17 protein-coding genes and 2 tRNA genes are annotated in these 22,289 nt (G+C 47.5%); 8 read left to right on the forward strand and 11 right to left on the reverse strand.

Going from position 1 to position 22,289, the window contains the following annotated elements; genetic code table 11:
* Positions 1-19 precede the first annotated feature (19 nt).
* The gene (locus tag Q5L94_RS06035) at positions 20-1,798 is read left to right on the forward strand and encodes a bifunctional diguanylate cyclase/phosphodiesterase (protein ID WP_317497554.1); all 1,779 of its coding nucleotides are present in this window, start codon (positions 20-22) and stop codon (positions 1,796-1,798) included.
* Here the strand turns inward: Q5L94_RS06035 and maoP are convergent.
* Positions 1,782-2,147, reverse strand: coding sequence for a DUF413 domain-containing protein (gene maoP / locus Q5L94_RS06040; protein ID WP_272988573.1), 366 nt, complete (start codon positions 2,145-2,147; stop codon positions 1,782-1,784). The genes Q5L94_RS06035 and maoP overlap by 17 nt on opposite strands.
* Before the next feature lie 207 nt (positions 2,148-2,354).
* Between maoP and Q5L94_RS06045 the strand changes: the two genes are divergently transcribed.
* Positions 2,355-3,350: a DUF4382 domain-containing protein gene (locus Q5L94_RS06045; RefSeq protein ID WP_317497555.1), complete on the forward strand. Its 996-nt coding sequence runs from the start codon at positions 2,355-2,357 to the stop codon at positions 3,348-3,350.
* Positions 3,351-3,404: 54 nt separating this feature from the next.
* Here the strand turns inward: Q5L94_RS06045 and Q5L94_RS06050 are convergent, their stop codons facing one another.
* Together Q5L94_RS06050 and Q5L94_RS06055 are read right to left on the reverse strand one after the other, a co-directional pair.
* Positions 3,405-4,625, reverse strand: a complete 1,221-nt coding sequence (locus tag Q5L94_RS06050; RefSeq protein ID WP_317497556.1) for an Nramp family divalent metal transporter — start codon at positions 4,623-4,625, stop codon at positions 3,405-3,407.
* A complete protein-coding gene (locus tag Q5L94_RS06055) occupies positions 4,622-6,718 on the reverse strand; it encodes a GGDEF domain-containing protein (RefSeq protein WP_317497557.1) in 2,097 nt (698 codons plus the stop codon). The genes Q5L94_RS06050 and Q5L94_RS06055 overlap by 4 nt, the downstream gene beginning before the upstream one ends.
* A 91-nt stretch (positions 6,719-6,809) precedes the next feature.
* Between Q5L94_RS06055 and Q5L94_RS06060 the strand changes: the two genes are divergently transcribed.
* From Q5L94_RS06060 to Q5L94_RS06070, 3 genes are all read left to right on the forward strand, one after another.
* On the forward strand, positions 6,810-8,651 hold the full coding sequence (locus tag Q5L94_RS06060; protein ID WP_317497558.1) for a GNAT family N-acetyltransferase: 1,842 nt from the start codon (positions 6,810-6,812) through the stop codon (positions 8,649-8,651).
* Positions 8,652-8,653: 2 nt separating this feature from the next.
* A complete protein-coding gene (locus tag Q5L94_RS06065; RefSeq protein WP_317497559.1) occupies positions 8,654-9,571 on the forward strand; it encodes a histone deacetylase family protein in 918 nt (305 codons plus the stop codon).
* Positions 9,572-9,647: 76 nt separating this feature from the next.
* On the forward strand, positions 9,648-10,793 hold the full coding sequence (locus Q5L94_RS06070) for a dicarboxylate/amino acid:cation symporter (protein WP_317497560.1): 1,146 nt from the start codon (positions 9,648-9,650) through the stop codon (positions 10,791-10,793).
* A 72-nt stretch (positions 10,794-10,865) separates the two neighbouring features.
* On the opposite strand, the gene Q5L94_RS06075 is transcribed toward Q5L94_RS06070, so the two are convergent.
* The 4 genes from Q5L94_RS06075 to orn all read right to left on the reverse strand — a co-directional run bounded on the left by Q5L94_RS06075 (position 10,866) and on the right by orn (position 13,270).
* Positions 10,866-10,941: transfer RNA gene (locus tag Q5L94_RS06075), tRNA-Gly, on the reverse strand.
* Positions 10,942-10,972: 31 nt separating this feature from the next.
* A tRNA-Gly gene (locus Q5L94_RS06080) sits at positions 10,973-11,048 on the reverse strand.
* A gap of 82 nt (positions 11,049-11,130) precedes the next feature.
* Complete coding sequence (locus Q5L94_RS06085) at positions 11,131-12,678, reverse strand: BCCT family transporter (RefSeq protein WP_317497561.1); 1,548 nt, start codon at positions 12,676-12,678, stop codon at positions 11,131-11,133.
* A gap of 40 nt (positions 12,679-12,718) precedes the next feature.
* A complete protein-coding gene (orn, locus tag Q5L94_RS06090) occupies positions 12,719-13,270 on the reverse strand; it encodes an oligoribonuclease (RefSeq protein ID WP_317497562.1) in 552 nt (183 codons plus the stop codon).
* Between the two features lie 69 nt (positions 13,271-13,339).
* Between orn and rsgA the strand changes: the two genes are divergently transcribed.
* Genes rsgA through Q5L94_RS06105 form a run of 3 tightly spaced genes read left to right on the forward strand, consistent with a single transcriptional unit; the run spans position 13,340 to position 15,989 of the window.
* The gene (gene rsgA / locus Q5L94_RS06095) at positions 13,340-14,383 is read left to right on the forward strand and encodes a small ribosomal subunit biogenesis GTPase RsgA (RefSeq protein ID WP_317497563.1); all 1,044 of its coding nucleotides are present in this window, start codon (positions 13,340-13,342) and stop codon (positions 14,381-14,383) included.
* A 2-nt stretch (positions 14,384-14,385) separates the two neighbouring features.
* On the forward strand, positions 14,386-15,264 hold the full coding sequence (gene asd / locus Q5L94_RS06100; protein WP_317497564.1) for an archaetidylserine decarboxylase: 879 nt from the start codon (positions 14,386-14,388) through the stop codon (positions 15,262-15,264).
* Positions 15,261-15,989: a glycerophosphodiester phosphodiesterase gene (locus Q5L94_RS06105; protein WP_317497565.1), complete on the forward strand. Its 729-nt coding sequence runs from the start codon at positions 15,261-15,263 to the stop codon at positions 15,987-15,989. The genes asd and Q5L94_RS06105 overlap by 4 nt, the downstream gene beginning before the upstream one ends.
* Positions 15,990-16,024: 35 nt before the next feature.
* Here the strand turns inward: Q5L94_RS06105 and Q5L94_RS06110 are convergent, their stop codons facing one another.
* From Q5L94_RS06110 to nudC, 4 genes are all read right to left on the reverse strand, one after another.
* Positions 16,025-19,123 (reverse strand): efflux RND transporter permease subunit, encoded by a 3,099-nt coding sequence (locus tag Q5L94_RS06110; RefSeq protein WP_317497566.1) that lies wholly within the window; start codon positions 19,121-19,123, stop codon positions 16,025-16,027.
* Between the two features lie 3 nt (positions 19,124-19,126).
* Positions 19,127-20,182, reverse strand: coding sequence for an efflux RND transporter periplasmic adaptor subunit (locus tag Q5L94_RS06115; protein WP_317497567.1), 1,056 nt, complete (start codon positions 20,180-20,182; stop codon positions 19,127-19,129).
* Between the two features lie 108 nt (positions 20,183-20,290).
* Positions 20,291-21,367, reverse strand: coding sequence for a uroporphyrinogen decarboxylase (hemE, locus tag Q5L94_RS06120; protein ID WP_317497568.1), 1,077 nt, complete (start codon positions 21,365-21,367; stop codon positions 20,291-20,293).
* Positions 21,368-21,445: 78 nt separating this feature from the next.
* The gene (gene nudC / locus Q5L94_RS06125) at positions 21,446-22,243 is read right to left on the reverse strand and encodes an NAD(+) diphosphatase (RefSeq protein ID WP_317497569.1); all 798 of its coding nucleotides are present in this window, start codon (positions 22,241-22,243) and stop codon (positions 21,446-21,448) included.
* Between the last annotated feature and the right edge of the window lie 46 nt (positions 22,244-22,289).

Genomic DNA, 22,289 nt, shown 5'->3' on the forward strand with positions numbered 1-22,289 from the left:
TGCTGTAACAGGAGGTTCCATGTCAGGGTCTGAGTTAACTAAAGAACTCTTAAGTCTTATTCAGAAAAAGCAGCTCTATCCTCTATTCCAGCCCGTTATAGACACTTCCCGCGGAATTGTTATTGGCCACGAAGCTCTTATTCGCGGGCCTAAAGGCCACCCGCTTGAATTCCCGGATCGCCTGTTTTCTCTCGCCAGCCAGGTACAGTTGCTATCTGAACTGGAGCTGGCCTGCCGATCTGCAGCAATGGAAGCGTTTCAAAAAAACGCGATGCAGGGAAAACTTTTTCTTAACGTAAACCCTAACGTTTTGCAGGACGACAGCCACCCTCATGGCTCAACGCTGCGCTTGTCTCAGCAATTCGGCATAGCGCCGGAGCAAATCGTTATCGAAATTTCAGAGCGCTACCCAATTGAAGATACTGAGAACCTAAAACACGCCATTATTCATTATCAGAAGCTGGGGTTTATGATAGCAATTGATGACTTAGGAGCCGGTTACTCAGGGTTGAAACTCTGGTCAGAATTACGTCCTGATTATGTGAAAATTGATCGATACTTTATTCATTCTATTGAAACGTCCTCTGTAGAAAGGGAATTTGTACAAAGTATCTTATCGCTGGCCACCAGTCTGCGCACAAAAGTGATAGTGGAAGGCATTGAAACCCCAGATGAGCTTGAGCAACTGCAGGCTATGGGAATTAATTATTGTCAGGGGTTCCTGCTTGGCAGACCCGCACCTTATCCGGTGCTGGAGGTTCCGTCCTCACTGCTGCTGCCACATCATCATGTTGCATTAAACTACCAAAGTACTATCGCCAGTGTGGTCGACACCATTCATTGCGTATCAGCTCGTACGCGTTCATCTGAGGTACTTGATACCTTTACACAGGACAAAACTTTATCTTCCCTGCCCGTTATTCATGAGAAGAAAGTCGCCGGAATTATTCGCAGAGAAAAAATTATGGAGTTCTTTTCCGGTTCTTACGGGCATGCACTTTATGCTAACAAACCGGTTTCTTACATAATGGACGAACACCCTCTTTCCGTTGACTGGCAAACGTCGCTGGAAGACGTAAGCCAGCTTATTACCGATAACGACGAAGTCGATATCTATCAGCACATTATTGTAACTAAAAACGATGTTTACTACGGTGTGGCATCCATTAAAAACCTACTGCGCAGAATAACCGAATTAAAAGTTAACAATGCACGCCATGCGAACCCCTTGACCCAACTGCCGGGTAACGTGGCCATTAACCAGATTATTGAGGAACAACTTTCCCGCGCGCGCCCATTTCACGTAGCCTATTTCGATCTGAACCATTTTAAGCCCTACAACGACATTTATGGGTACGAACAAGGCGATCAAATTATTAAATGGCTGGCACAGATTCTGCAAAAGCAACTATTCAGACATGGTCATTTCATTGGTCACATTGGCGGGGACGACTTTGTCGCCATTTTCAAAGACACAGATAAAGAACAAGCCGAACAACAGTGTAATAAAATTATCAGGGATTTTGAGCAGGATATCATCCGCTTTTATCATCAGGAGCACATTAATTTAGGCGGAATAAAAGCGCTGTCCCGAAACGGCACGCCGGTTTTCTATCCTTTACTGGGCCTTGCTATAGGGGTTGTCCAGCCCGATCCTTCGGAGTGTTTATCGCATCACGATGTCGCACTGCTGGCCAGTGAAGCAAAAAAAGAAGCGAAACAATCTGACGGTAGCCGTTGCTACATGTGCCACCGCCAGAAACCCAGACGTTTACGCCAAATCAGTCCTCAACAATAAGATCGTCTTCCGTGTCCGAGGCTGAACTGAAGGTATCATCAGCAAATTTCCCCCGACCATACATGCTGGCAACCTTAGGCCGGTGAATTCGCGCCTGATACTTCGCCCAAACTTTTTCTACAGTACTTACCGGAGCTTGCTCACCTTTGCACGCAGCCAGTAATTCAATGTCCTCTTTTAACGTCGGCTTAAACTCACCGTTCAACATAGCTGTAATCAAACAACCATAATGAGTCAATGCATCGCTTTCACGAATTGAAAAGTCGCCGGAGCGTGAAAAGCCATAAGGGTAGTTGCGGAAATCGTTAAACGGTTTCTTTAACAGTAATTCACGGGTCATCTTGGTCATGGGTAAGCCCTTCCTACAGACTAAAAACCGAACAAAAGCCTGTCGTTGTGTACGACAAAGACGATATAGAGCTAACTCAGAATTTTGTCAATGAAAATTTCTGTAAAATGCCTTTTAACAAATTGTCACAGCATCTATACATTAGCCTCACGTAATCAAATATGTCACTTTGTTTCAAAGTGTTTCACGAGTAAAAGGAAGAGCACTATGAATAAGTTAATGTTAACAACGCTGGTCGCCGCTACATTAAGTCTGGCTGCATGCGGAGGATCAAATAGTAACGACACTAACGATCTCGCTCAGTTTTCTTTAGGTATCAGTGACGCACCGGTCGACAATGCTGAATCTGTTGTCGCTTGCTTTAATGCCATTGAGCTTAGAGGAAATGGCAGCTCTCCGCGGACTTTCACCGTTGGTGAAGATATCGAGGTTCCTGAAGAAAATGATCTTTGTACTAATGAGGAAGGCCAGCCCATAACTAACACCATAGGTATTAATCTATTAGAGTTCACTGGCAACGAGTCCATGATGTTTCTCGAAGATGCTGAAATAGAAGCCGGACAATACGGTCAACTGAGGTTGGTTATGGCCGACGGGTCATACGTTATGACCGACACAAATAGTGACGGCGAGGCCGAGAAGGTGAGCATTCAGGTTCCTTCTAATGAACTTAAATTGGATGGCTTTATTGCCGATGCCGGTGGCAACCTTAACTTTACCGTCGAGTTTGACTTACGCAACTCAATGACAAATCCGGTAGGTCAAAGCCACTATATTCTGAAGCCTCGAGGCGTTCGCTTAGTCGATAACTCTGCAGTTGGCCACTTGAAAGGCTCGGTAGCAGAAGGAGCTCTGCTGTTTAATGAAACCTGCACTGTCGCGCCTGACGATGAGTCACAACCGGTTGCTTACGTTTACCTTTATGAAGGCAGCGACTTAGAAGCTTCAGCGTTAGCCGACAACGGCGGTAACGAAGAGAATGAGCCGTACGCGAGTACAGCGGTCTATTTTGACGGGGTTGATACCTATGACTTCGCTATGGGTTTCATTGCGACCGGCGACTACACCGCTGCTTTAACTTGTAATGATTCGGATAACCCGGAAGCAGATGATGACATAGAGTTTTTCTTAACTGAGAATATTACCATTGAAGCATCAAGTGAGCCGATAGAACTCGAATTCGTTGGTGCAGCAAGCGAGTAACTCGTTTCATCGCTATAGGCAGCATGGACACTGCCTTCTTCTTATTTTAGAGAGCTAAAAAGCTCCAAACGCTGAGCCTAAACTTCTAGCACTCAATGCAACTGAAATAATGAAGACCATTGCAGCTAACAAGTTTTGCCACCAAGAATTGCGATTCTGACCCAACAAATTTCCGCAGCTCAACCACCATAAAAAGCCCACAATAACAGGCAGCAAAACCCCATTAGCTACCTGCGCAAACCAAATAACGGTGACAGGCTCTATACCAAGACTGGAAATAGCTACGCCCAACACCAAAATAGTCAACCATACAGCTCTAAAGGCGCGGCTCTTCAAATTCACTGACCACCCCATAATACCATTTAGTGCGTAGGCACTTGCTAAAGGAGCCGTTGTTGCTGAGGAGATCCCTGCAGCAAACAGACCAATTGCCATTAAATAAGTTGCGGCATCACCAAACAGGGGCTCTAAAGAGACGGCTAAGTCGGCAGCACTGGAGATTGTAATTTGATGGCCAAAAAATGCCGATGCGGCAGTCGCCACAATTGCCATTGATATTAAGCCACCCAACGGAATTGACACAAATAGATCTCGGCGAACAGCCGGCAAATCACTGGTTGACTGCCACTTTTTAGAAATACTGGAGGCATGAAGAAAGATATTATAAGGCACAACTGTTGTGCCAATGAGCGCAACCACGGTAAGCGTCGCGCCCGAAGGCATACTGGGCACGAAAATACCGTTAAATACGTCAGCCCAGTCAGCATCAGTCAAAAAGAACGTACCTAAAAATGCGACACTCATGAGGAGCACCATGGCGATTAGCGACTTTTCAATAACTCGAGCATTGCCTGACCAAAGCACAAGGAAAGCCACAACACCAATAACCACCGCCCAAGCATTGCTTAACCATTTATCAACTAATGGCACAGGCCCCAGTAGTTCGTAAGCCCCTAAACTCGCTCCGGACAAGTTTCCGCCTTGGTAAACGCTATTGCCAATGGCTATCGCACTGAAAATAAGCAAAAGAGCTAAGCACCGCAGCCAGCCAGAGGTCAGGTTATTTCGGATATTTTCGCCCAATCCGGCCTGCGTTACTAAACCAATACGAGCGGACATTTCTTGCAAGATAAGACAAGCGAAAACAGAGAAAACTAATGCCCATAACAAGGCATAGCCATAATCAGCACCAGCCAACGATGCCGTAACAACGGTACCCGGACCAATAAAAGCCGCAGCGACCAGTGCGCCAGGACCAAACTGAGAGAGCTTCATAATGGCTCTTGAGGCGCTTCAGGACCCTCTATGGTTTCCATAGAGATCCATTTATTACTTAATGCCTCAGATAAATCAGTTTCGAGTATTGCCTGGGCTTCTTCATACGACACATGCAATTGAGTAACCCCACAAGCACGGTTACGCCCGTGTGCTTTGCCCATATATAATGCCATATCAGCAACCTGAAGTACTTTTTCCCAATCCATTTGTTTCTCTGAAACACCCGAGAAAGGTAAGCGAATAAAACCAATAGTGGTTGTCACTCGAATTTCATAACCTTCAAACCTAACAGGCTTATTAGCCAGCTCATTCAGTATTCGCTCACTCAGTTCTTTTAAGTTCTCATCATCGACGTTGCGAACCAGAAAGAGAAACTCTTCCCCGCCCCAGCGTATCAGCTTGTCGCTGTCTCGGCATATCATCTGCAGACGTCGGCTAACCTCCGCTAACACTTCATCCCCCGCCGCATGCCCGAATTGATCGTTTATGCGTTTGAAAAAGTCGAGGTCAAGCAGAATCAAGCCATCCGACTGAGTAGCGGCATCACGACGCTCGCCATGTTTCTTGCGCTCATCCATTTCTTTTTGTAGTGCACGCCGATTCCACAAGCCTGTAAGCGGGTCTTTTAACGACTGATCAGCCAACATGCTGTTCGCCGCTTTTAAGCGTAAATTCGCTTTCTGTGCTTTACGGTACATAAAAAACACACAGACAACTGAGGATACGGCAAAGATCCCCAACAGCAACCAAATCATATTGCGTTGTTTGTTAATTTTCAGTACTTGTTCTTTTAAGTGATTTTGGCGTTCCAGCAACTCTATTTGCTGCTCTTTGTCTTTGCTTTCATAAAGCTGCTGCAAATTAGCCAGGTTCTGCTGCTGGTCACTCTGGTAAAGCTCCTCCATCAGTTCCATTTGTTGCTTCAGAGTTTCAGCCTGATTCTGATGTTGTCCGGCAAACTCATAGGCTTCGGCAAGCTCACCAAGTAAGCCTTCAACCTCTGTCTTTATGCCTTCTTCACGGTAAAACTCAACCGCTTCACGCATTTCTTTAAAGCCCGCCTCGGTATTCCCCTGATGCACATCAATAAAACCCAAATTAAAATAGATAGTCTGTGCCATCCAGATATCTTCGACTTCTTCGGCCAGCTCCAGGGCTTCTCGTAAATGGCTGCGAGCTTCTTCCCACTGTTCTTCATACATGTAGTGGTCGCCATAATTATTGAGAATAACGGGTAGTAAATACGTACGATTGTCTTTAATCGCAGCGTCATACGCTTTTTTAAGTGAATCCAGAGAGGAGTCGCGATCACCCATTCCAGCTTCAACGTAAGACTTATGCAGATAAAAATCAGGCAAGTCGTATTCCAGCTCGTTTTTCTTAGCGCTTTGAATTGCCTTATTAATTGTTTTTAGCGACCCTTCCCAGTTTTTCAACTCAGACTGAATAATCGCGATTGAGTAGTCCAAATATTGTTGACGGATGGGCGTTCTTTCGTTGTTTGTTTCGTTCACTGCATCCTGAGCCAGCAGCAAGTGGCGCAAGGCATCATCGTAACGGTTCCAGTCAGCATAGACTCTCGAAATGAGGTTATGACCGTAATAACGAACCCGTGGCATACGTGAGTTTGAAAGGGGAATTTCAACATCGTTGAGCAGCAAAAACGCTTCGCCGTATTTACCTTCCATTTGAAGTATCTCAACTCGAGTCGCCTGAGCTTCGGCTTTTACATCAGCAATTTCACTTTCTCTGGCAAGTGCTAACAGTTCATCCAGCTTTTCAAAGGCTAACTCTGTTTCACTTTCATAGTAATACCAGGAAACTTCGTAACTTTTAGCTCTGGCCCGGGTCGCTATGGCCGTTTTCGCTGACATATTCTCCAGCACATTAAACAAAATGGCTTTGGAGTCTTCATCTTCACCCAGGGAATTAAGATAATCATCCAACTGCTCCTCCATGGCCATATTAACCGGAACACCGTTAATATTTTCTGCCGAAGGCTGAGCTGATACGGACCCAAAACTTACCAACAGATAAAACGCTGAAGCGGCTAAGCAATAGTGAACCCATTTCTTGTTTTTATTATTCATGGCAGCGAGTCCGTTCAATGATTAATTAACGACCAAGTTTATCTCAATTTGAATGATTGCACAAAGCTAATCACTAAGGTAAAACAGCAGTATGACAACGACAAAATTAGATTGGTCAAAGATACTGAAATCGGGGCAGAGGATCTTTATAGGCTCCCACGCGGCGGTGCCTACGGCTCTTATTGATGACCTGATAGAAAATGCGAAAAACCTGCACGATATTGAAATTGTGCAGTTAATGACGCTGTCCGATAACAAGTGGGCAGGCCCGCAGTATCAGCAACTCTTTAAGGTAAATACCTTTTTTATTGGGGGCGATACGGTACGAACGGCAGTTAACGAAGGACGCGCAGATTACACCCCCAGCTTTATTTCCGATATTCCGAATTTGTTCAGTAACGGAATTCTGCCGCTGGATGCGGCCTTAATTATGGTCAGCCCCGCCGACAAGTACGGCTACCATTCTATGGGCGTGTCGGTTGATGTGGTTGCGGCGGCAGCTAAGTCTGCCAATACAGTAATAGCTCAGGTTAACCCGAATATGCCGGTTACCTATGGTCAGTCATTTTTGCACACGAATCAGATTAACCATTTTTGGGAACATGCGGCGCCACTACCGGAGCTGCCACCGCCAAGCCTGGAAAACAATAAAATCATCGAACGTATAGGCCAGTACATTGCGTTGCTGGTTGAAAATGGCGCGACTCTGCAAATTGGCGTAGGCACTATTTGCGCGGCGGCACTGCGTTACCTGAGCAATCATAAAGATCTTGGCATTCACAGTGAGCTTATCACTGACGATGTCATGCACCTTATGCTCAAAGGGGTTATCAACAACCGTAAAAAAACCTTTCACCCAAACAAAATCGTCACCAGCTTCTGTATGGGTTCTAAAGCGTTGTATGACTTTGTTGATCACAACCCCCACGTTGGCTTTTACCCCAGCGAGTACGTTAACTCGCCAGCCAATGTCGCCCGTAACGACAAACTCGTGGCTATTAACAGCGCCATTGAAGTGGACTTAACCGGACAGATTGTTTCCGACTCCATAGGACATCAGTTTTACAGTGGTATTGGCGGGCAAGTTGACTTCAGTCGTGGCGCGTCTTTAAGTAAAGGTGGTAAGCCTGTAATAGCTCTGCCATCGACTACCGAAGACGGTAAGGTGTCACGGATTGTGCCTTTTATTCGTGAAGGAGCCGGAGTGGTCACCACACGAGGGCACGTGCACTATGTCGTAACTGAGTTTGGAGTGGCGTCGCTGCGCGGAAAAAGTATCCGCGAACGCGCATTAGAGCTGATTCGGGTTGCCCACCCTAAATTCCGTAGCCACCTGTTGCAGGAAGTACGCAAACATTACTGGGTGCCCAACTACCAGCAACAAACGCCTGTCGATGTGCCTGAACTTGGTGACATCGGCTTTAAAAAGCTAAAAATTAATAACGAGTCTTTTGACTTAAGACCGCTGTATCCATCAGATGAACGACGATTGCAGGAGTTTTTCTATTCTCATACCAAAGAAACTCTGCAGCTACGATACAACGCAGTCCCCACCAACATGACCCGGGAAAAATCCTGTAATTTGGTCAGCGTTGATCAGTCCAAAGACCTGGCCCTGTGTATTGTTCGGCAAAAGGGCTCAGCGGTTCAAATTCAGGCCGTAGGACGTTACTACTTCATTGAGTCTCAAAATAGCTGTGAAGTGGCTTTTGTTACCCGTGAGAAGTACCAGGGACGCGGCATGGCGGGGATGTTACTGGATGAAATGATCCGCATTGCCAAAGAGCGCAAGCTGGACAGTATGCAGGCCTATGTTCTGGCAGCTAATAAGCCCATGCTCAGCGTGTTCGAGCGCGGAGGCTTTAAGCGCTTACCCAGTGAAGAGCCCGGAGAAGTGCTGCTGAAACTCGAGCTGAACGAGGACGCAGACTAGCTATGTCTATCGTTGTTTTTAGTCACTCAGATTGCCTGGATCATATTCCTGATGAACAACACCCGGAGTGCCCGGCGCGCATAGCGGCCATTAACGATCAACTGATTCGCTCCGGAATGGACTTTGTGCTGGTCAGAAAAGACGCCTCCGACGCGCCTCTGGAGGCTATTTATAGAGCTCACACCAAAGAGCATGTCGACTTTGTTTTCGCGCAAATTCCGGAGTACGACCACGAGTGGATTGATCCGGACACCTTAGTAACCGCAGGCAGTAAAAGCGCCGCCCTGAAGGCTGCCGGAGCCACCATCAACGCGGTGGATGATGTGCTGACCACCTACAATAAACAAGCTTTTTGCGCCGTTCGGCCTCCCGGACACCACGCCACTCGCGATAAAGCGATGGGCTTCTGCCTGTTTAATAATGTTGCTATTGCCGCTTATCATGCTCTGGAAACGCACGGGCTTGAACGCGTTGCCATTGTCGACTTTGACGTACATCACGGTAACGGAACAGAAGACATTGTTCAAAACGACGAACGCATTTTATTTTGTTCTTCTTTTCAGCAGGCGTTCTACCCATTTACCGGGGAGGACACCAGCGCAGACAATATCCACAATGTTCCCTTACCCGCAGGATGCAAAGGCCCACAATGGCAAGAAGCCGTTAGCCAACAGTGGTTTCAGGCGTTAGATGACTTTGCACCACAACTCATACTTATTTCAGCAGGCTTCGATGGTCACGCCGAAGACGATATGTCGCAGTTCTTACTGAAAGAAGAAGACTATCACTGGATAAGCGTTAAGCTGAAAGAAATTGCCGACAAACATTGTGACGGTCGTATCGTATCTACGCTCGAAGGCGGGTATAATCTCAGCGCTTTAGGCCGTAGTGTTGTTGCGCATTTAAAAGGTTTACTCTAATTGGTTAACGCCTGTAAATAAGGCCTGCAACAACACGCCTCCATTCGTAAAACATTCATAAAAAGAGTCGAATATTATGGGATTAGTTCTTAAGCTTGTGGCGGGTATAGTCGCCGGCATTCTCATTGGATTATACATGCCGGAGTGGGTCAGTCAGGTATTGTTGACTTTTAAAGCTCTGTTCGGTCAGCTGTTATTCTTTACCATCCCATTGCTTATTTTGTTCTTCATTACCAGCGGTATTGCCAGCTTACCGAGCAACTCCGGAAAAATGCTGGGGAAAACCTTAGGTATTGCTTATGCCTCTACCGTTATTGCAGGTATTGTTGCGTTTTTTGCTGCCAGCATTGTCGTGCCCTGGCTTACCACCGATGCTCAGAGCGTTTCTACCGAAGCCAAAGCCACTATCGAACCATTTATTGAGCTGTCGGTTCCACCACTAATGGAAGTGATGTCAGCACTGGTTTTAGCCTTTATCTTCGGGCTGGGCATTGCCAGTACCAAAGCAGAAAGTTTGAAAAAGTTGTCGGATCAAGGCCGTGACATTATCGAACTGCTACTGGTTAAAGTTATTATTCCATTACTACCGCTGTATATTGCCGGTATCTTTGCTGAAATGGCTGTTGCAGGTACAGTATTTGACACCCTGAAAACCTTTGGTGTAATACTGATACTCGCCGTTGCCCTGCACTGGATTTACATTACCTCCATGTACATTATGGCGGGTATAAAAACCGGTCGTTCACCACTGTTTTTAATCAAAAATATGCTACCGGCGTATTTTACTGCACTAGGTACTATGTCCAGCGCAGCCACTATTCCGGTTACCCTGCAAAGCGTGCGTAAAAACAAAGTCGATAACGACGTAGCCAACTTTACCGTGCCACTTTGCGCCACCGTTCACTTAGCCGGCTCCACCATTACCATTGTCAGTTGTGCGGTCGCGGTTATGGTACTGCACAGTTCACTGGCCATTCCCGGCTTCTTTACCATGCTGCCGTTTATTTTAATGTTAGGTATTGTCATGTTAGCCGCACCCGGGGTACCTGGCGGTGCCGTTATGTCGGCAGTTGGCCTGTTAGGTTCCATGCTGGGCTTCGGCGAAACCGCAGTTGCCTTAATGATAGCCCTGTATATGGCACAAGACAGCTTTGGTACCGCCTGTAATATTACGGGTGATGGTGCTATCGCTATGTTTGTGGACAGTTCGAAGAAGAGTTAGTAAACGAAGGTTCAGAACATCTAGTCGCTGGTGCGTATTAAATTCAATTGAAACGTACTAGCGATTAAAACTTGGAGCGGGAAACGAGATTCGAACTCGCGACCCCAACCTTGGCAAGGTTGTGCTCTACCAGCTGAGCTATTCCCGCGTATTGCTACTTCTGGTGGAAAGACTGACGTTGGAGCGGGAAACGAGATTCGAACTCGCGACCCCAACCTTGGCAAGGTTGTGCTCTACCAGCTGAGCTATTCCCGCTTCGTCAGTGCGGCGTGTATTCTACCCATTACGCCGCATTCGTCAATATTTTTTCGGAAAAACATCTCTATTTGTAGAACATTTAGTCAGATGTTCCCTGGGACTGTTCCTCATACATAGCTTTCGCAGTCTGAGGCCCGGTCCACAAAGTGGGCAATATTACTAACGACACCGGCAATGCCGTAATAACAATAAACTGCTGTAGGACACTAATTTGCCCAGCTCCCATATACAGTAAAACGGCCGCCATAACCGCCATAGCCCCACCCCAAAAAACACGAACCCAAGGCTGAGGTTCATCATGGCCGGCGCCAACCATAGCAATAGAGTAACTCATAGAATCACCAGTAGTTGCTACAAATATTGTTGTTAACAGCAAAATAGCCGTAGCCATTAGCTTACCGCCAGGTAATGCCTGTGCCACGGTCAACGTCGCTACATCAAACTGAAAGTTGGTCAAAGGCTCCGTTAAGTCGAACACGCCTTCAAGCTGATAGAAAATGCCTGAACCACCGAGCAAGGTAAACCAAAGTGTTGTCGCAATCGGCGCAATAACCGCTACTGATAAAACCATTTGTCTAATCGTTCGGCCCTGAGAGATTCGCGCCACAAATACAGCCATCAACGGCGTGTAACCAATAAACCAGGCAAAAAAGAAGACTGTCCACCATTTCATCCACCAGTCGGGTGCGGTATTCGTCGTCATTGTTGCCATTTCGAAAAATGAACCAATATACTGCCCCATTCCCTGCAAGTAGCTATTGGCCAAAAATAGCGTTGGTCCGAATATTACGATAACAGCAGCTATGGCTATAGCCAGAAATACGTTCATTCGGCTAAGAAACTGAATTCCCTTGTGTAGCCCCGTAAGTGCGGAAATCATGTAAATTGCAGCCAGGCACAAAAGAATAACAAGCTGCAACGCAAAGCCATCTGTCGCGCCGAACAGCTCACTCAGCCCGAAGCTCACTTGCGTCGCTAAAAAGCCAATTGGTCCTACAGTGCCTGCAACAACGGCAATGACACAGCATGAGTCTATAACACTCCCGAAAACGCCTTTCAGTGCTCTTTCACCAAAAACAGGGTAAAGCAAGGTTCGGGGTTGCAAGGGCTTGCCTTTAACATAATGGGAGTAGGACAACACAATTGCAGAGAGTGACCCTAAAACCGCCCATGCTAAAAACCCCCAATGCATAAAGCTTTGAGCCAAAGCTGGTGCAATCGCATTTTGTGTGCCGGCTTCCGCAGGGCTAACAGGTGGAGTCACCAGAAAGTGATAGACAGGCTCTCCCGCCGCGAAAAAAACACCGCCGCCTGCAAGCAAGGTACAAAGAATCATTGAAAGCCATCGGAAAGTGCTAATTTCAGGTGTAGACCTTGCTCCAATTCTGGCTTTTCCATAACGACTAAGCGCAATACCTAAGGCTATGAAAAATGTGAGTATTAGCAAAGTCTGAAAGAACGAACCAAAGTATTTGGCCGTCCAGGCGAATCCCGTTTCTATGGAAGCTGCCGTAAGCTCAATATTCCAAAGTGACAAGCCCAAAAACAGGATAATAAACCCCATTGTCAGAACCAGTACGACTTTATCGCCTACACTTTTTGCTTTCGACATTTCATTTGGTTTCATATTTCTTCCAGCCTGGTTGAGCAATAAATTCTAGTACCGATTAAAGTCGTAAAAAGTTTTCCCGGTAATGTTTCAGTTCACCAATAGACTCCCGAATATCCGCTAAAGCCTCATGCGCTCCTGACTTTTTAAAGCTATTGGCAACTTCCGGGTTCCAGCGTTTAGCCAGCTCTTTTAACGTGCTGACGTCTAAATTCCGGTAGTGGAAAAAGGCTTCCAGCTCAGGCATATGCTTTGCCAGAAAACGGCGATCCTGACAGATACTATTACCGCACATTGGCGATACGCCGGCATCAATGTACTGCTTTAAAAACTCAATGGTCTCTGCAGCCGCTTTTCGCTCGTCGTGCTGACTTTGCTTTACCCGCTCAACCAGACCGGAGCCGGTGTGCGTTTTCACATTCCAGTCATCCATTCTGTCCAGGTACTTTTGTGGCTGATGAACCGCAATGACAGGCCCTTCGGCCAGAGTGTTTAACTGGGCATCGGTGACTATAGTAGCCACTTCAATAATGTGATGTTCATCAGGCTCCAGTCCTGTCATTTCAAGGTCAATCCAAATTAAGCGTTGTTTCTTATTGTCCTCGGTCATTACCCTGCTCTCTCAATACAATTTGTTGTATGATAGCGTCATTTCTAGCACGACAACAGGTTAACGGGCTTGGTAAAACGCAGACGTCTTAACAAAGGTCAGCAACGGCAAGTATCAGTCAATCAGAAAAAACGACTGAAAAATACCGATATAGAGTGGACCAACAGCCAGCTTAATGCACCGGAGCCCGGTCGCGTTATAAGCCGCTTTGGCCAACATGCCGATATCCGTGACGAGCAGGGAAATACCTATCGCTGCCATATTCGCCGAGTCATCAGCAGCCTGGTGTGCGGCGACAGCGTTTTATGGTCCAGATCGTCGGTTGAGCAACAAGGAATGCAGGGTGTGGTGGTTGCCGTTCAGGAACGTGACAGCTTGCTTTCACGCCCCGACTACTACGACGGTCTTAAACCGGTTGCCGCTAATATTGATCAAATCTTTATTATCTCGAGCGTATTGCCAAGCTTCTCCTCCCCGATTATCGATCGCTACTTAGTCGCCTGCGAAGACATTGGTATAGAGCCGATTATTGTCCTGAATAAAGCCGACTTACTGCCGGAAATAGACGAAGATGAGCGCAACCATATCCAGCAGCGCTTAGAAGACTACGAGAGCATTGGCTATAAAGTCCTTAACGTCAGCAGCGCGACTCAGGATGGTCTCGATACCTTGCAGGATATGCTGAAAGACAGTATTTCTATTGTGGTTGGACAGTCGGGAGTGGGCAAATCCTCGTTGGTCAATCAACTGCTACCTGACGTGAACGCAGAAACAAATTTAGTGTCCGATAATTCAGGATTAGGCCAGCACACAACCACAGTCGCGACTTGGTATGACTTAAAGCAAGGCGGCGCATTGATTGACTCCCCCGGGATTCGGGAATTTTCATTGTGGCATCTGGAACCCGAGCGAATCGCTCGTTGCTATGTGGATTTTCGCGACTATTTAGGTGGCTGTAAATTCCGTGACTGCAAACACGCAGACGACCCGGGTTGTGCATTACAGGAAGCTGTCAGCAACAATCAATTGCATGACTGGCGTCTTTCTAATTATCATCGCATTATTGAGACTATGAAAACACAAAAGCCCAGTCGGGCAATTCGAGGTAAATAACTGTGGCTAAGACCGATAAAGTCAAAATTTTCTTCCAGCATGTCATGCCTAAGCATTTGATTTCCCGCTTAATGGGAAAGTTTGCTGCAGCGCGTGCCGGATGGTTTACTCAGCTGTTTATCCGTTGGTTTATCCGGCAGTATAAAATTGATATGAGTGAAGCCATTGAAGAATCGCCAAAAGCTTATAAAACCTTTAATGCGTTTTTTACCCGCCATTTAAAACCTGAGCTCAGACCCTTAGAAGCCAGCGAAAACGAACTGGCTCATCCGGTCGATGGTGCCGTCAGCCAATTGGGCGACATTGAAAAAGGACGTATTTTTCAGGCCAAAGGCCACGATTATTCGTTACAGGAATTACTGGGAGGCAACGAAGAAGATGCGAAACCTTTCGTTGACGGTAAATTTGCGACCATTTATTTAGCGCCAAAAGACTACCATCGCATTCATATGCCCTGCGACGGCGTGCTGAAAAAAATGATTTATGTACCTGGTGACTTGTACTCCGTTAACCCGTTAACGGCGGCTAATGTCCCTAACCTTTTTGCCCGAAATGAACGCGTAGTTGCCATTTTTGATACCGAAGTTGGCCCCATGTCATTGGTATTGGTTGGTGCGACAATCGTTGCCAGTATCGGTACTGTATGGTCCGGTACCATAACGCCTCCTACCGGCGGCCGTATTCAAAGCTGGTCATATCCAACCTCGGGACACTGTGCTATACATCTTAAAAAGGGCGAGGAAATGGGGCACTTTAAACTGGGCTCAACCGTTGTGTTGACCTTTGCTAAAGACGCCATTGAGTTTGACGATGAACTTAAACCTCAGTCAGTGACCCGCATGGGTGAGGTGATGGCAGAAATAAAAGAGAGCGACGATTGATTTTATGGGCTCACCGAGGAGCCAGTTATGAGGCTCCGGAGAATACGCTCGCCGCGTTCTCGCGCGCAATGGACAGCGGAGTGCATGGCATAGAGCTGGATGTTTACGCCATTGACGGTGAGCGTTTTGTCTTTCACGACCGGTATTTAGAACGCCTGACAGCCACTCCGGGCAGGTTAAAAGATTTGACCGCAGAGCAAATTCGACGCCTGAAAGTCTTCGGTCAGCAGTCCATACCCACACTGCGTGAAGCTTTAGCCCATATTAACGGATATTGTCATGTCAACATCGAGCTCAAAGGCGACGTACCCACTAAAGAACTCCTGCTGGATGTTGACTACGCCCTGGAGAACGCCAATTTTAAGCACGAGCAATTGCTGGTTTCGTCTTTTAATCATCATTGGCTACAACGTCTTAAAAAGCGTCGTCCTGAAATTAAAATTGGCGCTTTAAGTGCCAGTTGCCCATTGAGCTATTGTCAGTTCGCAGAGGAGCTACAGGCTTTCTCTGCTCACTTTGCTGTCGACTTTGTCACTCCGGAACTGGTGGCAGATGGTCATCGCAGAGGCTTACAAGTTTATGTCTACACTGTGGATGGACAACACGATATTGAAGAACTGCACGCAATGGCCGTCGACGGTATATTTACCAATCACCCAAGTTATGCGCAAAACGTTGTTGCCGGCCTGACCACTGCCGGCAACGAACCTATTCTGCACTACTAGCACTTTAAATATGCTTTAAATAACGCCGCAGACCATCAACTATGATGGTCCGGGTACTCTTCCTGTAAAGATTCCAGTTTACGTGTAATAGCCATTGGTGAGCTGGTATTTTTCGCTAGTGCAATATACAGAGCAGGAATCACAAATAACGTCAAAAACGCTGACACGGCAACTCCGGCAAAAATAACCGTACCAATAACCATACGACTTTCTGCCCCCGGACCAGAGCCCAGAATCAACGGCATGGCGCTCATTAAGGTCGTGAAGGCTGTCATCACAATAGGCCGTAGACGCTGCTGTGCGGCCTTAAGCACCGCCTCTTTGAACTCCATACCAGAGTCACGCAACTGGTTCGCAAACTCAACGATGAGAATACCGTTCTTCGCGGCCAGACCTATAAGCATCACAATACCTATCTGACTGTATATATTAATGCTCATTCCGGCTACATACAGGGCCAGTAAAGCCCCAACTATCGCCATAGGCACCGCCAGCATAATGACCAAGGGGTGAATAAAGCTTTCAAACTGAGCAGCCAGAACCAGGAAGGTAATGACCAATGCCAACCCGAAAACAAAGACGATTGAACTGCCACTCTCTTTGTACAGTTGAGACTCACCTTTATAATCAATCGAAACGTCTTCCGGCAGTTTTTCCTGCACCACGCCTTCCAGGTAACTTAAGGCTTCACCCAGTGAATAGCCTTCAGCCAGATTCGCCTCAATGGTGACACTGCGCATACGGTTGTAACGGTTCAGCCGGGCTGACGTTGCCTGCTCAGTGATGGTTACGAGGTTAGAAAGCGGAATCAATTCATCACTTTTGCGAGAGCGAACATAGATATTATCGATAGCGCCGGGACTACGGTAATCCGCTTTCTCGCCTTCCAGCATCACGTCATACTCTTCGCCCCGATCAAGGTAGGTTGTTACTCGTCTCTGACCTAACACAGACTGCAAGGTAATACCGATGTCCTGCACCGAAACACCCAGGTCGGCAGCACTCGCTTCATCGACCTGAATCAGTAACTGTGGCAGCGTTTCCTTGTAATCACTGTCGAGATTTTGTAACCCAGGATTTGTCGATGCCTCTTCAATCACAATGTCTCTGAATTCCGCTAAGCGCTCATAGGTGTTCCCCTGCAGCACGAACTCGACCGGTCGGCCGCCTCCGCCGCTAATACCACTGCGCATAAAAGCGAACGCCTGAACGCCGACAACTGAGTTCAATTGAGAGCGCATTTCTTCCATAAGCTCAAAACTTGACCAGTCACGCTCGTCAAAAGGAACAGCGCCAACAATGGCGATACCGGCACTACCGCCCCAACCGGGCGCACGAACAATTAAGCGGTCAATCTTGCCTTCATCAATGTAAGGCAAAAGAATCTGCTCTATTTCGTCCATATGTCTGGAGCTGGACTCAAAACTCGCTCCTTCAGCACTGCGCACCTGAATGTAGAAAGTTCCCCTATCTTCAGGTGGCGCGAATTCTTGTGGAATAAAGCTGAATAAACCGAACGCGACAACGCCCGACATCACTACAAGCACTATCGCCATCATGGGACGCTTCACGCTTTTCTCAAGCACACGTCGATAGCCGTGTTCCAGCCAATTGAAAGTTGCATCAAAAGCCTGGCCGAATTTGCTGGTACGTTCCTTTTTACTGAGTATTTTAGAGCTCAGCATTGGTGTTAACGTCAGTGCGGCAATACTCGAGAAAGCAACTGCGGCGGCTATGGCAAGAGCAAACTCAGTAAAAAGCTTACCGATATTCCCGTCTAAGAAAGCCAGGGGTACAAATACCGAAATCAGTACCAGGGTCGTCGCAATAACCGCAAAGCCCACCTCCCGGGCCCCGCGGTAAGCGGCCAGGATAGGAGGTTCTCCCTCCTCTATGCGGCGGTATATGTTTTCCAAAACCACAATGGAGTCATCAACCACCAAACCAATAGCCAGTACCAGCGCCAGCAGGGTCAGTAAGTTGATGGAAAAGCCCAAAGCAAACAAAACCATATAGGAAGCAATAATAGCCACAGGTACCGTCAACGCAGGCACTATGGTTGCCCTTATATTCCCTAAAAACAGGTAAATAACCACAATAACCAGCGCCATCGCCACGGCCAGCGTGTTGTAAACCTCATCAACGGAACCCTGAATGAATATCGATGAATCGTAACTGGGTGCCAGATACATGGTTTCCGGCAATGTTTGCTGAATTTTTTTCATTTCCCGGTGAACGTTCTTCACTACGTCCAGAGTGTTGCCTTTCGACTGCTTAATGACACCGACACCAACCATGTTAACGCCGTTTCCACGGAAGTCGGTTTTGTCGTCTTCTGCACCCAGTTCTACCCGGGCAACCTCCGCCAGACGCACTAAATAGCCATCGTCACCTTGTCTTATCACCAGATTTTTAAAGTCTTCCGGTGACAAATAAGCGCGTGCCATACGAACCGAGAACTCCCTGTCGGTTGACTCGACTTCTCCCGCCGGAAGCTCAACATTTTCTTCACGTAAACGGCTGACGATATCGGTCACCGTCACCTGTCGTGCCGCCATGGCATCACGATCCAGCCAAACACGCATCGCATAGCGTCGGTCGCCACCAATGACAACTCGTGCAACCCCGTCGGCAACTGACAGACGATCGACGATGTACCGCTCCGCATAGTCAGTCAGCTCCAGAATCGACATGCTCTCGCTGCGCAGGTTATACCAGACAATGGTGCTTTCATCGCTGGAAGCTTTTGAGACTTCGGGTGGGTCGGCTTCTTCAGGCAGGTTATCAAGTACCCGGGACACTCGTTCACGAACATCATTTGAGGCTGCATCAATGTCGCGGGTCAGATTAAACTCAATGCTAATACTGGAGCGGCCGTTGCGGCTGCTAGAACTAATGTTTTTAATGCCTTCTATACCGCTAATGCGGTCTTCGACCAGCTGTGTGACCTGAGTTTCCACCACTTCGGCAGAGGCGCCGGGGTAGTCTGTATTAATAGACACTATGGGCCGGTCAATATCCGGGTATTCGCGCAACGGCAGCATGGTAAAAGCCACAATACCGAAAACCACCAACAGAATATTCAGTACGGTTGCAAAAACCGGACGTTTTACAGAAAGGTCAGACAACAACATAACTTAACCTCCCTGCACAGAAACAGGTACACCGTCGCGAAGGCGAACAATGCCTTCTATAATGACTTTTTCTCCCGGCTTAAGACCGTCAGTAATCTCTACAATACCGGGCTTACGGCGACCTATGGTGACTTCTTTTTGGCGAGCTCTATTATCCGGAGTTAACACATATACGTATTGTCTGTTCTGAATCGGAATAAGGGCTTTTTCGGGCAATAATAAGGCTTCGTCAATGCTGCGTAGCAAGGTAATTTGCAAAAGCATTCCCGGACGCAGGCGCTCATCATCATTATCAATTTTAGCGCGCACTTTCACGGAACGAGTCACGGGGTCAACGCGCGAATCAATACTGGAAATACGCCCGACAAACTGTTCGCCAGGATAAGCACGGCTGCGGGCAATCACTTCCTGGTCTACAGCAATACTGGCGAAGTAACGTTCAGGAACGCTAAAATCCACTTTAATCGGCTTAATATCATCAAGGGTCGTAAACACATCCCCCGGACTCACCAGAGAGCCTGCACTAATTTCACGAATACCGACTCTCCCTGAAAAAGGTGCATAGATTTTCATTTCCTGCAAATTAGCTTCTGCGACTTCTAAATCGGCTTGTAACCCGTTAACACGAACTTCCTGTTCATTAAATTGCTGCTGAGAGGCCGCGTTCCCCCGACGTAGTTCGGTTATTCTGTCCAACTGGCGTTTGGCTTCGTCCAAGCTGAATTTTAACTGTTGCACGCGCGCAACTTCTGTACGTGCATTGAGCTCTGCCAGAAGTTGCCCCTGTTCAACTAAGTCACCGCTTTCAAAATAGATTTTTTCGACAACGTCCTGCGTTTGCGTAGTAATACGAACCGTTTCATTGGCCATGGCGGTGCCGAGTGCTTCAATAGTGTCGCGGAACTCACTGATTTCAGCGGTCTGGATTTTCACCGGAACCGATTGCTCCTTTCCTTCCTGGACTTTCGATTCGGGCGGAAACCCAAACAGGTATATAGCTGCCGCAATCAGGACAATGACAACAATCGTAATCGGGTTAATCCAGGAACGCTTCGCCATGCTTACCTCTAGGTTCTTTGTAAAACGGTTTTAACATGGGCTATTTTACGCAAAACACCGCCTAAAGGCGGTGCACTTAACGAGTATTCTGGCGGTTTAGTCGCAAATTCAATCGTTTGAGTGAAATGCCGGGCTGTATTTATGAATAGCCTCAATAAAAGCACCTGCATGTTCAGGGTCAACTTCCGGGTGAATTCCATGCCCCAAATTGAACACATGCCCCGTACCTGAACCATAGCTTTGTAATATGCTTTGTACTTCTTGTTCAATCCTTTGAGGTTTAGCATACAGTACGCTAGGGTCCATATTCCCCTGCAGCGCGACTTGCCCCCCAACACGAGCTCTGGCATCGGATAAATCTGTGGTCCAGTCCACTCCTAGCGCATCGGCACCGCTGGCAGCCATAGTTTCCAACCATTGCCCACCATTTTTGGTAAATAAAGTAACCGGCACTTTGCGTCCGTCGGCTTCCCGAGTAAGACCCGCGACAATTTTTTCCATGTAAGCCAACGAGAATGCCTTGTAGTCACGAGGTGACAAAACACCGCCCCAGGTATCAAATATCATCACCGACTGCGCACCTGCGGCAATCTGTGCATTCAGATACTGAGTAACGGAGTCAGCCAGAACATTCAACAAGGTATGCATAGCTTCAGGATCAGCAAACATCAGCTGCTTCACCTTGGAAAAGTTTTTGGTGCTTCCGCCCTCAACCATATAGGTAGCCAGTGTCCACGGGCTACCAGAGAAACCAATCAGCGGTACACTGCCATTCAACTCACGACGAATAGCGCGCACAGCATCCATCACGTAACCTAACTCATCTTCCATATCGGGTACGGCCAGGTTTTTTATGGCGGCCATGCTGCGTACCGGATCCTTAAACTTCGGCCCCTCACCGGCTTCAAAATATAAGCCCAGACCCATAGCGTCGGGAATCGTTAGAATATCGCTAAAGAGTATGGCAGCATCCAGGTCGAACCGACGCAACGGTTGCATGGTCACTTCACAAGCAAGCTCAGTGTTTCGGCATAATGACATAAAGTCGCCAGCCTCCGCGCGTACTTCTTTATACTCAGGTAAATAGCGTCCAGCCTGACGCATCATCCAGACGGGAGTGCGATCAACGGGTTGTTTTGCCAGTGCACGGAGGTAACGATCATTTTTAAGCGCCGGAGCGGTCATAGCGAATCCAATTATTTATCAACATCAATGCCAGGCATTTTATCAGTCCGCAGGCATTGGCTCCATGAAAACTTGTGCTTACCTCTTTTGAGATAGATCAATCAAAGTTCTTGCTATGGTCCCTTCGGGCGGAATATCCGGCAGGTCGTCAAAAGCAAACCAGTCGCCTGTCACCAGTTCGTACGGGTCGATATGCAATTCACCCTCTGCCCAGTCTGCCGTGTAACCCATCATTAGCGAATGAGGAAAAGACCAGGGCTGGCTTAAATGATACTGAATGTTCTTAACGCGAATGCCGGCCTCTTCATAAACTTCACGCTCTAATGCCTGCTCCAGACTCTCGCCGGCTTCAACAAAGCCTGCCAATATAGAGTGTAAGCCGGGCTTATGGCGCTTGCCTTGAGCCAGCAGAATTTTATCATCTTTGCGGATAGCCACAATAACGCATGGCGACACGCGCGGGTAACAACGGTGCTGGCACTGATTACAATGCATCGCCAGCTCCCATTCTATGGTTTGCATGCGAGCACCGCAGCGGCCGCAAAAACGATGAGTATTCAGAAAGTCGCTGAATTGCCGGGCTCTGCCTGCCATAGCAAACTTTTCCATGTCGTCCACGGTAAGTAATTGGCGTAAAGGTGCAAACTCACCACCAATGAACTGTTCGTCCATATAGTCGGCCATAACCAAATAACAGCTACGCTCCCGCAGCTCGCCTATTTCCACTACCCGGTAGTCATTTAAGTCTGGAAAGCCTAGATCTTGCAGGCAGCCAAAAGGGACTTCTCCGCTTTCATCCAGAAAGAGATGGTCAGAGCTCACCACAAACCACCAGGCAGGTTCATCAGCCGCCGGTTTTGAATACAAAGTCGCCATATTAATCCCGCGTATCAAATGCGTTTGATTTTCTGTAAAATCAGTT

Origin of the sequence: Idiomarina sp. Sol25 (genome assembly GCF_033052775.1) — a bacterium.
Classification (GTDB): Bacteria; Pseudomonadota; Gammaproteobacteria; order Enterobacterales; family Alteromonadaceae; genus Idiomarina.

What these genes read in the sequence shown, in the direction of transcription:
- Q5L94_RS06035 (WP_317497554.1), top strand. Translation starts at nt 20, where the DNA reads ATGTCAGGGTCTGAGTTAACTAAAGAACTCTTAAGTCTTATTCAGAAA.
- maoP (WP_272988573.1), bottom strand. Translation starts at nt 2,147, where the DNA reads ATGACCAAGATGACCCGTGAATTACTGTTAAAGAAACCGTTTAACGAT.
- Q5L94_RS06045 (WP_317497555.1), top strand. Translation starts at nt 2,355, where the DNA reads ATGAATAAGTTAATGTTAACAACGCTGGTCGCCGCTACATTAAGTCTG.
- Q5L94_RS06050 (WP_317497556.1), bottom strand. Translation starts at nt 4,625, where the DNA reads ATGAAGCTCTCTCAGTTTGGTCCTGGCGCACTGGTCGCTGCGGCTTTT.
- Q5L94_RS06055 (WP_317497557.1), bottom strand. Translation starts at nt 6,718, where the DNA reads ATGAATAATAAAAACAAGAAATGGGTTCACTATTGCTTAGCCGCTTCA.
- Q5L94_RS06060 (WP_317497558.1), top strand. Translation starts at nt 6,810, where the DNA reads ATGACAACGACAAAATTAGATTGGTCAAAGATACTGAAATCGGGGCAG.
- Q5L94_RS06065 (WP_317497559.1), top strand. Translation starts at nt 8,654, where the DNA reads ATGTCTATCGTTGTTTTTAGTCACTCAGATTGCCTGGATCATATTCCT.
- Q5L94_RS06070 (WP_317497560.1), top strand. Translation starts at nt 9,648, where the DNA reads ATGGGATTAGTTCTTAAGCTTGTGGCGGGTATAGTCGCCGGCATTCTC.
- Q5L94_RS06085 (WP_317497561.1), bottom strand. Translation starts at nt 12,678, where the DNA reads ATGAAACCAAATGAAATGTCGAAAGCAAAAAGTGTAGGCGATAAAGTC.
- orn (WP_317497562.1), bottom strand. Translation starts at nt 13,270, where the DNA reads ATGACCGAGGACAATAAGAAACAACGCTTAATTTGGATTGACCTTGAA.
- Q5L94_RS06110 (WP_317497566.1), bottom strand. Translation starts at nt 19,123, where the DNA reads ATGTTGTTGTCTGACCTTTCTGTAAAACGTCCGGTTTTTGCAACCGTA.
- Q5L94_RS06115 (WP_317497567.1), bottom strand. Translation starts at nt 20,182, where the DNA reads ATGGCGAAGCGTTCCTGGATTAACCCGATTACGATTGTTGTCATTGTC.
- hemE (WP_317497568.1), bottom strand. Translation starts at nt 21,367, where the DNA reads ATGACCGCTCCGGCGCTTAAAAATGATCGTTACCTCCGTGCACTGGCA.
- nudC (WP_317497569.1), bottom strand. Translation starts at nt 22,243, where the DNA reads ATGGCGACTTTGTATTCAAAACCGGCGGCTGATGAACCTGCCTGGTGG.